This is a genomic window from Fundidesulfovibrio sp. (assembly GCF_058402725.1).
In genome coordinates this window covers 1-12,245 of record NZ_JBZVFJ010000122.1, presented here as the reverse complement: position 1 = coordinate 12,245, position 12,245 = coordinate 1, and the positions used below count along the sequence as shown (strand labels likewise).

General features: G+C 70.1%; 10 protein-coding genes. 3 read left to right on the top strand and 7 right to left on the bottom strand.

Going from position 1 to position 12,245, the window contains the following annotated elements; all coding sequences use genetic code 11:
- From ACV4UX_RS14450 to ACV4UX_RS14425, 6 genes are all read right to left on the bottom strand, one after another.
- Positions 1-569, bottom strand: a 569-nt coding sequence (locus ACV4UX_RS14450) for a nitrogenase component 1 (protein WP_491593981.1), incomplete at its 3' end; no start/stop codon positions are given.
- Complete coding sequence (gene nifE, locus ACV4UX_RS14445; RefSeq protein ID WP_491593980.1) at positions 566-1,963, bottom strand: nitrogenase iron-molybdenum cofactor biosynthesis protein NifE; 1,398 nt, start codon at positions 1,961-1,963, stop codon at positions 566-568. The genes nifE and ACV4UX_RS14450, both read right to left, overlap by 4 nt.
- Positions 1,964-1,985: 22 nt before the next feature.
- Entirely contained in the window at positions 1,986-2,111 is a 126-nt protein-coding gene (locus ACV4UX_RS14440; RefSeq protein WP_491593979.1) for a hypothetical protein, read from the bottom strand.
- A gap of 520 nt (positions 2,112-2,631) precedes the next feature.
- The gene (locus tag ACV4UX_RS14435) at positions 2,632-5,649 is read right to left on the bottom strand and encodes a glycosyltransferase family 39 protein (RefSeq protein ID WP_491593978.1); all 3,018 of its coding nucleotides are present in this window, start codon (positions 5,647-5,649) and stop codon (positions 2,632-2,634) included.
- Positions 5,650-5,654: 5 nt separating this feature from the next.
- Entirely contained in the window at positions 5,655-6,083 is a 429-nt protein-coding gene (locus ACV4UX_RS14430; protein WP_491593977.1) for a hypothetical protein, read from the bottom strand.
- A gap of 55 nt (positions 6,084-6,138) precedes the next feature.
- Positions 6,139-6,855 carry a GGDEF domain-containing protein gene (locus ACV4UX_RS14425; RefSeq protein ID WP_491593976.1) on the bottom strand — a complete coding sequence of 239 codons (717 nt, stop codon included), beginning with the start codon at positions 6,853-6,855 and terminating at the stop codon, positions 6,139-6,141.
- A 166-nt stretch (positions 6,856-7,021) separates the two neighbouring features.
- Here ACV4UX_RS14425 and ACV4UX_RS14420 point away from each other — a divergent pair, with 166 nt between their 5' ends.
- From ACV4UX_RS14420 to ACV4UX_RS14410, 3 genes are all read left to right on the top strand, one after another.
- Complete coding sequence (locus tag ACV4UX_RS14420; RefSeq protein WP_491593975.1) at positions 7,022-7,648, top strand: hypothetical protein; 627 nt, start codon at positions 7,022-7,024, stop codon at positions 7,646-7,648.
- Positions 7,649-7,777: 129 nt separating this feature from the next.
- On the top strand, positions 7,778-8,041 hold the full coding sequence (locus ACV4UX_RS14415; RefSeq protein WP_491593974.1) for a hypothetical protein: 264 nt from the start codon (positions 7,778-7,780) through the stop codon (positions 8,039-8,041).
- On the top strand, positions 8,038-10,131 hold the full coding sequence (locus tag ACV4UX_RS14410) for a heavy metal translocating P-type ATPase (protein WP_491593973.1): 2,094 nt from the start codon (positions 8,038-8,040) through the stop codon (positions 10,129-10,131). The genes ACV4UX_RS14415 and ACV4UX_RS14410 overlap by 4 nt, the downstream gene beginning before the upstream one ends.
- Before the next feature lie 99 nt (positions 10,132-10,230).
- Here the strand turns inward: ACV4UX_RS14410 and lon are convergent.
- Positions 10,231-12,245: endopeptidase La (lon, locus tag ACV4UX_RS14405; RefSeq protein WP_491593972.1), on the bottom strand; the 2,015-nt coding region annotated here is incomplete at its 5' end.

Genomic DNA, 12,245 nt, shown 5'->3' with positions numbered 1-12,245 from the left:
GAGACGAAGCCGGGGAAGCAGTTCACGGCGTCGGTCTTCAGGCCCGGGCGGGGGAGCTGGTCGGCCACGGCGCGCACGGCGACGGTGAAGCCCTCCATGTGGGAGCCCGAGTAGCTGGGCGTGGAGACGTGCACCACCGGGGCCAGCTCCAGGTCGGCGAATTCGCGGCGGAACTCCAGGAGCGCGCCGGGCACGTCGTCGCCGATGGTCTCGGTGAGGCAGGTGGTGGCCACGCCGATGAGCCCCGCGCCGTACTTGTCCATGACGGTGAGCAGGCCCTTCTTGAGGTTGGCCGCGCCGCCGTAGATGGCCTGTTTCTCGCCCAGCGAGCTGGAGGCGATGTCCATGGGCTCGCGGAAGTGGCTGATGATGTAGCGGCGCATGTAGGTGGCGCAGCCCTGGGAGCCGTGCAGGAAGGGCACGCCGCCCTCGATGCCCTTGAACACGAGGGTCGCGCCCAGGGGCTTGCAGAGCTTGCAGGCGTTGGTGGTGGAGACGAAGGGCTCGGCCTTGGGCTTGACGGGCTTGGAGGCCGGGGTCTCCAGGGGATCGATTTCGGTGATGCTCATGACCGGGCCTCCACGGACCCGCACGCCAGGGAGGCGTCCGGGCGCTTTCCGGCCCTGCGCGGCACGAAGCGCCACACCGGGCTCATGACGGTGCGGTGCACCTCCAGGGCGAAGTTGACCATGCCCACGAAGCCCTCCAGGGCCTCCTTGCGCTCGTGGTTGTGGTCGCAGAAGCCCACGCCCAGCTTGTAGGCGATGGGGCGCTCCTTCACGCCGCCCACGAAGATGTCCACGTCCTTCTCCTTGAGGAAGGCCGAGAGCTCCAGGGGGTTGGCGTCGTCCACGATGATGGTGCCGGGGTCGCAGACCTGGGCCAGCTCCTCGTAGTCCTCCTCGGTGCCGGTCTGGGAGCCAGCGATCACCACGGACATGCCCAGGTGGCGGAAGGCCTTGATGAGCGAGAAGGCCTTGAAGGCCCCGCCCACGTAGATGGCGGCCTTCTTGCCCTCCAGGTCGCGGCGCAGCTCCTGGAGCCTGGGATAGAGCACGGCCAGCTCCTCGCGCACCAGCTCCTGGGTGCGGGCGAGCATGTCGGGGTCCTTGTCCTTGAAGAAGCGGGCCACGGTGTAGAGGGCCTCGGCCATGTCCTCGATGCCGAAGTAGGAGACCTTGACGAAGGGGATGCCGAACTTCTCCTTCATCATCTTCGCCAGGTCCATGGTGGAGCCGGAGCACTGCACCACGTTGAGGGCCGCGCCGTGGGCGCGGGCGATGTCGCCCACGCGGCCGTCGCCGGTGATGTTGGCCACGGTCTCGATGCCCATGCGCCGGAAGTAGTCGCGGATGATCCAGATCTCCCCGGCCAGGTTGAAGTCGCCCAGGATGTTCAGCGAGAGCGGGGGAATGTCCGAAGTGTCGCCCGTGCCCATGAGGGTGAACATGGCCTTGCAGGCGGCCAGGTAGCCCTCGCGCTTGTTGCCCTTGAAGCCCTCGGACTGCACGGGGATCACGGGGATGCCCTTGGCTGCCGAGACCTTCTTGCACACGGCCTGGAGGTCGTCCCCGATGATGCCCACGATGCAGGTGGAGTAGACGAAGGCGGCCTTGGGGGCGTGGCGGTCGATGAGTTCCAGGAGGGCGGCTTCGAGCTTCTTCTCGCCCCCGAAGATCACGTCGGTCTCCTGGAGGTCGGTGGAGAAGGAGAGGCGGTGCAGCTCCGGGCCGGAGGAGAGCGCCCCTCGGATGTCCCAGGTGTAGGCGGCGCAGCCGATTGGGCCGTGCACAAGGTGCAGGGCGTCCGCGATGGGGTAGAGCACCACGCGCGAGCCGCAGAACACGCAGGCGCGCTGGCTCACGGCCCCGGCCAGGGACTCGCGGTTGCACGCGAGCTTGAAGGGACCCTCGCCCTTGACGTGGATCTGGTCCGCGCGTTCTTCAAAGATGAGTTCGGACACGGTGCGCCTCGCTGTGTTGCCGTTAGGCCCCGAGAGTGGTCAGGCAGAGGGTGTAGCTGACGGCCTGGATGACCAGGCTGGCGGCCAGGGCCACGAGCATCTCGATGCCGGCGTTGAGTGCGTTTGGGGTGGCGGAGTTGGCGTTCATGGCGTCCTCCCGGTCGGTTTCCGTTGGGGCCGGGGAGCCCGGCCGCAGGGAAAACATCAAGAGTCGTGCCAGATCATATCCATTTGTTTTTTAATTATAAAAATGTAAAGCCCCCACCACGGCAGGGTGAGGGCTTACATTTTTGGAGGAACAGGCAAGACGTTTTTGTAGAGGGGCCGGGCGTCCAGGGTGAGACGCCCGGCCTTGGGGCGGGAGGTGGCCGCGTGCGGGGGCTTGCGGCCTAGTGGGCGAGGGTTTCCAGGCAGTAGAGATAGAGCCCGCCCTGGATGGCCAGGCTCACGAACAGGGTTCCGATCATGTGCTTGCAACAGTTCATGGGCTGCCTCCGTCTGCAGAAGCGGTTCGCGCCCCCCACCACAGGCGGCGCGCACCCTGTTTATTGAAAGTGAAAGTCAAGTTCAAGTTTCGCCACGTTTCTCGGCCACTGGCTCAGGAGCAGCCGGTGTGCAGGGGCCTTCTAGCGGCCTTTCGTGACAAGACGGGGAAGCGCGCGCGACGGTTACGGGGCGGCCGGGACCACGCCGCCGGGAGCGGGAAGCGTCAGCCCCGGGCGCAGAGCCTCCCAGGCCGGAAAGGGCCGTGGGGAGAGCGTGGCCCGCACCAGCCCGCCATCGGGGGAGACGTTGGCGAGACGCACCCGGCCCACGGCGTCCACAGGCAGGCGGGGCGCGTCGAAGAAAAGCTCGAAGGTCATGGGCTGGTCCGCGGAGGAGGTCCACAGGCAGGCATCCCCGGTCATCTCCAGGCGCAGCGTCAGTTCGCCCGCCGGCTTGTCCAGGACCAGTTCGCGCACCTCGTGCACGCCGGGGCCTTCCCAGCCGCCCCGGCCGGAGCTCTCCACGGCCAGCATCTCGCGGCAGGGGCCGCCTTCCGCGCACAGGAGCATGCGCAGACGGTTGCGGCGCTCGCGGTCGTGCAGCATGCGGGGGTAGGCCGTGACCACTACCCGCTGGAAGGGAAACAGCGACTTGAAGCGCCACGCCATGAAGCAGGGCCCTTCGCCCAGGCAGGTGAGCCCGTTGTCTTCGGGCTTGATGCGCGCGTCGCGCAGGGAATCCACGTCCTGGGGCTTGAAGCGTAGCGCGTCGAACACCGGGCGGTAGTACACCATGCCCCGCCCGCCGGGATTGAGGAACACCTCCGCCCCGGACGGCGCGCCCATGGAGAGCGGCAGCACCGCGCCGCCGTAATCCAGAAGGGAGGGCACGGGCGTCCCGGGAGCGCGCACGCCCGCCAGGGGCTCCCGGACCTCGGCATCGAACGCTTCGCCGGGGGCCAATTCCAGAGAGCGCTCCAGCCAGGGGTCGTAGAGTTCGAGGAAGGGCCTTCCGCCGGGCAAGCGCGCGGTGAAGACGGGCCGGGCTCCCGGACGTTCGGCCAGAAACCGCTCGCGTTGCGCGGCGGAACCCGCAGCCCCCGGGAGGGAGAGCGCTTCGTCCAGGGTGAAGGCGGCGAGGCGTCCCGGCTCAACGGCTCCCTGGGGAGCGGGCGCCGTCTCCGGCCCCAGGTTGGCCAGCAGCGGCGCGGCGATCAGCCGGGCGGCCTCCGCTTCGCCAACGGCCCTGCCGGAGCATCGGGCCAGAAGCTCCAGCGAAGACACCGTGAAGGAGCCGTCGCGCGTGCCGATGGAGAAGCGCAGGCCCACGTAGAGCACGCCCGGTCCCGGCGGGACCTGGGGCAGCCCGAAGGCCTTGTCCATCACATAGACTCCCCGGTAGTTCCCGCCGCGTCTGTCGGCGGGCGCGTCGGACACGTCGAGGCGTCCCACGGGCGCGAGGGCGGCGGGGTCCGTCCCGGCCGAGACCTCCACCCAGCCGTCGATGTCCGGGAGGTTGCGGCGCACCACGGTGGCCTGGAGCGCGAGCGTCGCCGCCTCCAGTCCCACGCCCTCCGGGAGCGCGAAGGCGAAGAGCGCCTCGCCCGGACGCGTGGTGTCGGCGGGGGTGAGCCCGCCCAGGGCCAGGTCCACGGCGGCGTTGCGTGTCTCGTGGGCGGTGGCGTGCAGGGAGAGGTCCCGGAAGCCCTCGCGGTGGACGTAGAGGCCTTGCGCGTCGGGGATCACGGGCAGCGGGGAGGCGTTGGCCAGGCCCAGGCGGTCCACGCTGAAGCCCTTGCGGCGCAGGGCCGGGTGCAGGCCCGGCAGGTCCAGGCTGTCGCCCGAAACCATGAGCGCCCGGCGGTAGCGCCTGTCCAGGACGCCGCGCGCCGTGGGGAAGGCGTCGCCCAGGTACCAGTGCCCCAGAAAGGAGAGGCTGCGCGGGGTGTCGAACAGGAACGCCGTGCCCGGGGCGGCCAGCAGGGCGGCGTCGCGCATGTGGGCCTTGTCGGAGTACATCACCCCCCGGTAGAACGTGGCGTAGTCGAAGTTGCTCCAGGACGCGGCGGCCAGAAGCCCCAGGGCCAGCGCCCAGCCAGGGGCGGCCCCCCTGAGGCCCAGGGACTTTTCCAGGGCGCGGCCCAGGGCGTCCAGGCCAAGGCCCAGGAGGAAGGCGAACCAGTAGAAAAGGCTCATGACGTACTTGGGGCTCACGCCGAACTCGGTCTTCACCGAATAGACGCCCACGACGGGCACGAGCGCCCAGCAGGAGACGGCGGCCAGACCCGGACGCAGACGGGGGGAGGCCAGTCCGGCCGCGATCCCGGCCAGGCAGACGGGAGCGGCGACCCAGAGCCTGTCGAACGCCCCCTGCTGGAAGTATTCCAGATAGAAGCGGAAGGCCCTGACGAAGAAGCCCCACTCCAGGGGCACGCGCTCGCCTTTGCCCCTAAAGGAGAGGTAGGCGTAGTACTGGGCGGGAACCCACGGCGCGTAGAGCAGCGCCGCCAGGGCCAGTGCCGCGAAGGCCTTGAGAAGCAGGGCGCGCGCCCCGGCCCCGTCGCCCGCGCGCAGCCTTCCCCATGCCGCCAGGCACACCCATGCCCCCATCCCGGCCACGAACATGGCCGCCATGTAGGAGGCGTAGAGCGAGAGCGCCGTGAACCCCGAGAAGAGAAGCCAGTGCCGACGGCGGCCGCTCTCCATGGCCAGCAGCAGGAAGTGCAGGCTCCCCAGGCTGGCGGCGTAGAAGGTGGAATACCAGCGGATGTCGCGCGAATAGTAGATGTGGAACGCGGCCACGGCGCAGAACAGGGCCGCCAGCAGACCGGCCCGGCTGCCGAAGAGGCGGCGGCCAATCAGGAACACGAAGGCGATGGAAGCCAGGCCGCAGAGCACCGAGGGCATGCGGATCACCCATCCCGAACGCCCCGCCGCCAGGGCCGCGTGCACCAGGAGGTGGTGCAGCGGCGGGCTGCAATCGGTGGCCACGTTGGGGCTCTGGTACATGAGCCCGGCCAGGAGCTCCGGCAGGGCCGGCAGGGAACGCCCGATGGTCACGAACTCGTCCCACCAGAACTCGGCCTGCCCGAGATGGAGCAGGCGCAGCACGGCCGCAAGGACGAGCACCGCCGCGGGCGCGAGCCACGCGGACGTTCCGGGCGCTGCGGGCGCGCGCATCGGCCCGGACCTGCGGCGCACGTTCCTCATCGGGCCGCGCCCCTGTCCCAGGGGGCCAGCCTGCCCCGCACCACGGAGCCGTCCGCCCCGACCACGCCCACCAACAGCCCGGGAATCTCCTCGCTGACCAGAAAGGTCCACTCCTTTCCGGCCGAGAGACGCATGAGCGCCCCGACAAGCCGCGCCCCGTCGTCGTGCAGCACCAGCCGGGAGCCGTCCGGGGCGTCGAGGGGCACGCCTGTGGCGCAAAGGAACGTGCCAGCGGGCAGGCTGAGGCACAGGGGATTGCCCGGGTCCTTCCACAGGGCGAGCACGGGGCCCGTGACCTGGCGCTCGGCCCGGTCCTGGGCCGGGGCAGACCCGGCGCGGAGCAGGGCGGCGAACAGGAGGGCGGCCAGGGTGGCGGCCAGGAGGCGGGGTTGGAAGCGAAGGAGCGCGCGCGGCAGGGATGGCATGGCATATCCTGGGCCGACACACGCAAGCCCGGCGAAAGGGATGGTTCCCGCCCTGCTAGGCCAGGGCGAAGGCGTTGCCGCCCTCCTGCTTGGCCTGGCCCAGGGCCTGTTGGGCCTGGCGCACCAGGAGCATGGGGGCGTCGCCCCTGCCCGGCGTCACGCTGGCGACCCCGACGCTCACGGTGAGCAGGCCCCCGTGGGGCGATTCCAGGTGGGGGATCTCCAGGCGGGCCACTTCGTCCAGGATGCGCGCCGCCACCACCCGCGCGCCGTCCGGCCCGGAGCCGGGCAGCAGGGCGGCGAAGGTGTCGCCTTCCATGCGTCCGGCCGCGTCCACCTCGCGGTAAAGGCAGCGCATGATCGCCCGGGCAGCGGCCTTGAGGGCGTCGTCTCCTGCCAGTGAGCCGTTCACGGCGTTGTAGGCCGCGAAGCGGTCCACGTTGACCACCAGCAGGGCCAGGCTCGAGCCTTCGCGCTGGGCCTGGGCCCAGTCCCGGGCCAGGAGCTTCTCGAAGGCGCGGCGGTTCAACACGCCCGTGAGCCCGTCCACCTCGGAGAGCTGCGCCACCTGGTTCAGGGCGGCCTCCAGGTCCATCTGGGCCTCCAGGGCGGCCTCGGCCACGCGGCGCGAGCGCTCCAGGAGGTTCTCGTAGGCCTCAACCAGTTCCCCGAAAGGCCGGGCGAACTCCGTGCATTCCGTGGCCGCGAGGGCCTGGCGCGCGGCGGCGGCGACCTGCTGCTCCTTGTCGAACAGGGGGACGGGATGGTCCATGAGGGGGGCTCCTGGTTGATCTGGCCCGTCATTCTATCCGTCGTGCAGCCGGGCGTAAAGCGGTGTTTGTCCGTGGCCTTTCTCATCAAGTGGCCGCAGCGCCCGAAACGCTTTACGGAAGGTCCTATCATTGATAACGAGAATCAACTTCGCAAAGGATGCCGTCATGATCCTCCCCTCTCAAGACAAAGTCCGCTCCGCTCCCCGCAAGAACCGCTACGCGGCCTACGCCAAGATCGACGAGACCCTGCTCCAGGGGCTGGTCCGGCACTTCAGCCAGGGAGACACCGCCAGCCAGGCCGCCCTGGCCCTGTGCGTGAACCGCAACACCGCCAACCGCTACTACCGCCTCTTCCGGGAAACCCTCACCCGGGAGGCGTGCGAGGGCCTGCGCGTCGTGCCCGGCGAACGCGTGCTGATCGGCCTGTTCCTGGGAGTCATCAACGTGGAGGCCCGCCTTGTGCCAGCCACCCTGGCCGGGCACGCCCTTGAAGCCCTGCGCGGCGAACGCCAGGCTCTTGAGGCCTGCTCGCTCTCCGAATGGCCCGGCTACGACGCCCTGGGCGACCCCGCCACGGGGGCCTTCGCACTCATGCCCTGCTGCCTGGTGGGTCCCCTGGGCCAGTCGCGCCTGGCCTCGCGCTGGCGGCTCCTGCGCGAACGCCTCTGCAAGAGCCGGGGCATCCCGCGCGAGGACTACTGGCGGCATCTGGCCGTGTGCGAATTGGCGGGGGAGCTGGGCACGGAGGGGCTGCGCGCGCGCCTTCTCGACTTGCTGAAACCGAAGGCCTGAGCCTCGCGGACCTGCTGAAGCCGGAGGCCGAAGCCTCCTTGATCTGCTGAAGCCGGAGGCCTGAGCCTCCCGGCGCCATCCCTCGACCCTTCGACCCCGCCCAGCGCGGGCGCATTACGGAGACATTCGATGAACCTCACCTCCCGAGACCTGCTCCTCATCGCCGGAGGCGCGGCCGCCGGCGCCCTGGCCGTCTACGCGCTCACGCGCGGCGCTCCGGCCATCAAACCCCTGGTGACCAACGCCATGGCCAGCGGGCTGGACATCAAGGAAAAGGTCCTGGGCGTCGTGGACCACGCCAAGGAGCATCTGGAAGACTTCCTGGCCGAAGCCGAACAGGCCCGCAAGCAGAGTGCGGGCGACGCCCCGGCGGCAGAGAGCCAGGCCTCGTGACTCTCTCCATCGCCCACGACCTTCCCGGCCGCCTGAGGCTGCGCGCCGCGCCGCCGCGGACGGCCGGGGAGCGCCCCGAACTCCTGGCGCGCCTGCGCGCCCTGGAAGGCGTGCGCTCCCTCGACGTGAACCAGCGCACGGGCTCCATCCTCGTGGTGCACGCCCCGGACGCAGGCCTGCGCCGGGAGCTGCTCGAAAGGCTCCGCGCGGGCTTTTCCGGGCCTCCCGAGACTGCCCGCGACCTCCCCGCCCCCGTCTGCGCCCCCTGCCCGGCCCACGGAGGCGACGACGCACCCAGCCTTGTGGGGCTGCTGGCCCCCGTGGTGCTCCGGCCCGTGCTGCCCATGGGCGTGCGCCTGGCCATCGCCGCGCGCTCGGCCCTGCCCAGGATCTGGCGGGGGGCGGTCTCGCTCTGCTCCGGCAAGCTCTCCGTGGACGTGCTCGACGCCACGGCCCTGGGCATCTGCATCCTGCGCCGCGACTTCCGCAGCCTGGGGGCCATCACCCTGCTCCTGGGCCTGGGCGAGTTCCTCGAAAGCTGGACCCGCAAGCGCTCCGAGGAGAGCCTGGCGGCCACACTGGCCGCCCAGACCGTCTGGGCCTGGGTGCGCCGGGGCGACGAGGAGGAACAGGTGGACTCCCGCGACGTGAAGCAGGGCGAGCTGGTGGTGCTGCGCCAGGGGGCCGTGGTGCCCGTGGACGGCGTGGTGGAACAGGGCGAGGCCCTGGTGGACCAGAGCGCCATGACCGGCGAGGCGCGCGGCGTTCCCAAGCGCCCGGGCTCGGCGGTGTTCGCGGGCACGGTGGTGGAGGAGGGAGAGGTGCTGGTGAAGGCCGCCGGATCGGCCGACAACACCCGCTGGCGGCGCATGCTGGGCCTGGTGGAGCAGGCCGAGCGCAGCAAGGCCGGTGTGCAGAGCCAGGCCGAGAAGCTGGCGGGCAACCTGGTGCCCTTCTCGCTGGGCCTCTCCGGGGCCGTCTACGCCGCCACGCGCGACCCGCGCCGCGCGGCCTCCGTGCTCCTGGTGGACTATTCCTGCGCCATCAAGCTGGCCACGCCCCTGGCCGTGCTGGCCGCCATGCGCCAGATGGCCGCCGCCGGGGTGGTGGTCAAGGGCGGACAGCCCCTGGAGATGATGGCCAAGGCCGACGTGTTCGTCTTCGACAAGACCGGCACGCTGACCATGGCCGAACCCGCCGTGCACGACGTGATCCCCTTCGGCGGGGCCACCCGCGAGGACGTGCTGCGCCTGGCCGCCTGCCTGGAGGAGCACTTCCCCCACCCCGTGGCCCGCGCCGTGGTGCGCCAGGCGCGCGAGGAGGGCATCGTGCACCAGGAGGAGCACGCCCGCGTGGAGTACGTGGCCGCCCACGGCGTGGCCAGCTGGCTCAAGGGCAGGCGCGTGCTCCTGGGAAGCCGCCACTTCATCCACGAGGACGAGGGCGTGCCCCTGGGCGACGCCGCCGAAACGGTGGCGCGGCTGGCCGAAGAGGGCCATTCCCTGCTCTATCTGGCCGTCGGGGACGAGCTGGCCGGCGTGATCAGCCTCGACGACCCCCTGCGCCCCGAGGCCGGAGAGGCCATCCAGGCCCTGCGGGACGCGGGCGTGCAACGCGTGATCATGCTCACGGGCGACCTGGACGGCATGGCCGCGCGCATGTTGAAGCAGCTGGGCATCACCGAGTGGATCGCCCAGGTGCTGCCCGACGAGAAGCACCGCGTCATCGAGGGCCTCATGGCCGAGGGCCACACCGTGGCCATGGTGGGGGACGGCCTCAACGACGCCCCGGCCCTGGCCCGGGCCTCGGTGGGCATTTCCATGCACCAGGGCGCGGACGTGACCCGCGAGGTGGCCGACGTGGTGCTCACCACGGGCGACCTGACCGCCCTGGCCCGCGCCCGGAGCCTGGCGCAGGCGTCGCTTGCGCGCATCAAGACCAACTACCTGCTCATCGTCACCGTGAACTCCCTGCTCCTGGCGGGCGGGCTCTTCGGGCGGCTCACGCCGCAGCTCTCGGCCGTGATGCACAACGGGGCCACCCTGGCCGCCGCGCTCAACTCCCTGCGTCCCCTGGCCCTGCCCCGCTGAGCCGGGCTTGCCCGAGGGGCGGCCCAAGACGCGCGAACGGCCCGGAGGACGTAAACCTCCGGGCCGTTTCTTCGTGCGTCGGCGTCGTCGCCCCGCAGGCTAGTGCGAGGCCTTGCTCTGGGGCGCGTCGTGCGCCTCCGGTGCGTCCTCCCTGGCGCAGGCCAGGGGCCACACCTCGTCGATCTGCTCGATGAACTTCACCTTGATGCGCCCGCGCAGATCGGCCGGGATGTCCGCCAGGTCCTTCTCGTTGCGCGCCGGGATGAGCACGCGCTTCATGCCCGCGCCCACCGCCGCCAGGATCTTCTCCTTGATGCCGCCCACCGGCAGCACGCGCCCGCGCAGGCTGATCTCGCCCGTCATGGCGATGTCGTTGCAGATGGGCGTGTTGGTCAGCGCGCTGATGAGCGCCGTCACCAGGGTCACGCCGGCCGAAGGGCCGTCCTTGGGCGTGGCCCCGGCGGGGATGTGGATGTGGATGTCGCGCTTTTCCAGGAAGGCCGGGTCGATGCCCAGCTTTTCCGACTTGGCCCGCGCGTAGGAGAGCGCCGCCTGGGCGGATTCCTTCATCACCTCGCCCAGCTTGCCCGTCATGATGAGCGCGCCCTTGCCGGGCATGGTGGTCACCTCGATGTGCAGGATCTCGCCGCCCACGGGGGTCCAGGCCAGTCCCACGGCCACGCCGGGGGGCAGCTCGCGCTCCTTCTCCTCTTCGAGGAAGCGGGGAATGCCCAGGAGCTTGGGCACCAGCTTGGCCGTCACCTTGAAGGGCCCCTTCTCGCCCTCGGCCTTCTTGCGCGCCAGCTTGCGGGCGATGGAGCCCACCTCGCGCTCCAGGTTGCGCAGGCCCGCCTCGCGCGTGTACTCGCGGATCACCTTGGCCAGCACGGCGTCGGTCATCTCCATGTCGGCCTTCTTGAGGCCGTTTTCCTTCACCTGGCGCGGCAGGAGGTACTTGCGGGCGATCTTCACCTTCTCCTGCTCGGTGTAGCCCGGGATGCGGATCACCTCCATGCGGTCCAGGAGCGGGCCGGGGATGGTGTCGAGCATGTTGGCCGTGCAGATGAACATCACCTTGGAGAGGTCGAAGGGCACGCCCAGGTAGTGGTCCTGGAAGGAGAAGTTCTGTTCGGGGTCGAGCACTTCGAGCAGGGCCGAGGTGGGGTCGCCCCGGTAGTCGGAGCCCACCTTGTCGATCTCGTCGAGCATGATCACGGGGTTTCTGGTCCCGGCGCTCTTGATGGACTGGATGATGCGCCCGGGCAGCGCGCCGATGTAGGTGCGCCTGTGGCCCCTGATCTCGGCCTCGTCGCGCATGCCGCCTAGCGACATGCGCACGAACTTGCGGCCCAGGGAGCGCGCGATGGAGCGCCCCAGGCTCGTCTTGCCCACGCCCGGGGGACCGACGAAGCAGAGGATGGGCCCCTTCATCTTGGGGTTCAGCTTGCGCACGGAGAGGTATTCCAGGATGCGTTCCTTCACCTTCTCCAGGCCGTAGTGGTCGTCCTGGAGGATGGCGTGGGCGGCCTTGATGTCCAGGCGGTCCTTGGAGAGCTTCTTCCAGGGCAGGTCGGTGAGCCAGTCCAGGTAGGTGCGGATCACCGAGGCCTCGGAGGAGTCCGGGTGCATGGAGGAGAGGCGCTTGAGCTGCTTGTCGGCCTCGGTCTTGACCTCCTTGGGCAGCCCGGCCTTTTCCAGGGCCTGGCGCAGCTCGTCGAGCTCCTCGTTCTCGTCCTGGCCCTCGCCCAGCTCCTTGCGGATGGCCTTCATCTGCTCGCGCAGGAAGAAGTCCTTCTGGGCCTTGTCCATGCCCTCCTTGGCCATGGTCTGGATCTTGGCCTGCATGGAGGCCACCTCGACCTCCTTGTTGAGCTGGGTGTTCACCAGCTCCAGGCGCTCCAGGGGGTCCACGGTCTCCAGGATCTTCTGGGCGTCCTCCACCTTCATGCGCAGGTTGGAGGCGATGAGGTCGGCCAGGCGGCCCGGCTCGTTGACGGAGTTGAGCACGCTCATGATGTCGGAGGCCGAGATGCCGCGCAGGGTGAGGATCTTCTCGCTCTGCTCGCGGGCGGCGCGCATCATGGCTTCCTCGTTGACGCCCACCTCCTTGTATT

What these genes read in the sequence shown, in the direction of transcription:
- ACV4UX_RS14415 (WP_491593974.1), top strand. Translation starts at nt 7,778, where the DNA reads ATGAACCTCACCTCCCGAGACCTGCTCCTCATCGCCGGAGGCGCGGCC.
- ACV4UX_RS14420 (WP_491593975.1), top strand. Translation starts at nt 7,022, where the DNA reads ATGATCCTCCCCTCTCAAGACAAAGTCCGCTCCGCTCCCCGCAAGAAC.
- ACV4UX_RS14425 (WP_491593976.1), bottom strand. Translation starts at nt 6,855, where the DNA reads ATGGACCATCCCGTCCCCCTGTTCGACAAGGAGCAGCAGGTCGCCGCC.
- ACV4UX_RS14440 (WP_491593979.1), bottom strand. Translation starts at nt 2,111, where the DNA reads ATGAACGCCAACTCCGCCACCCCAAACGCACTCAACGCCGGCATCGAG.
- ACV4UX_RS14430 (WP_491593977.1), bottom strand. Translation starts at nt 6,083, where the DNA reads ATGCCATCCCTGCCGCGCGCGCTCCTTCGCTTCCAACCCCGCCTCCTG.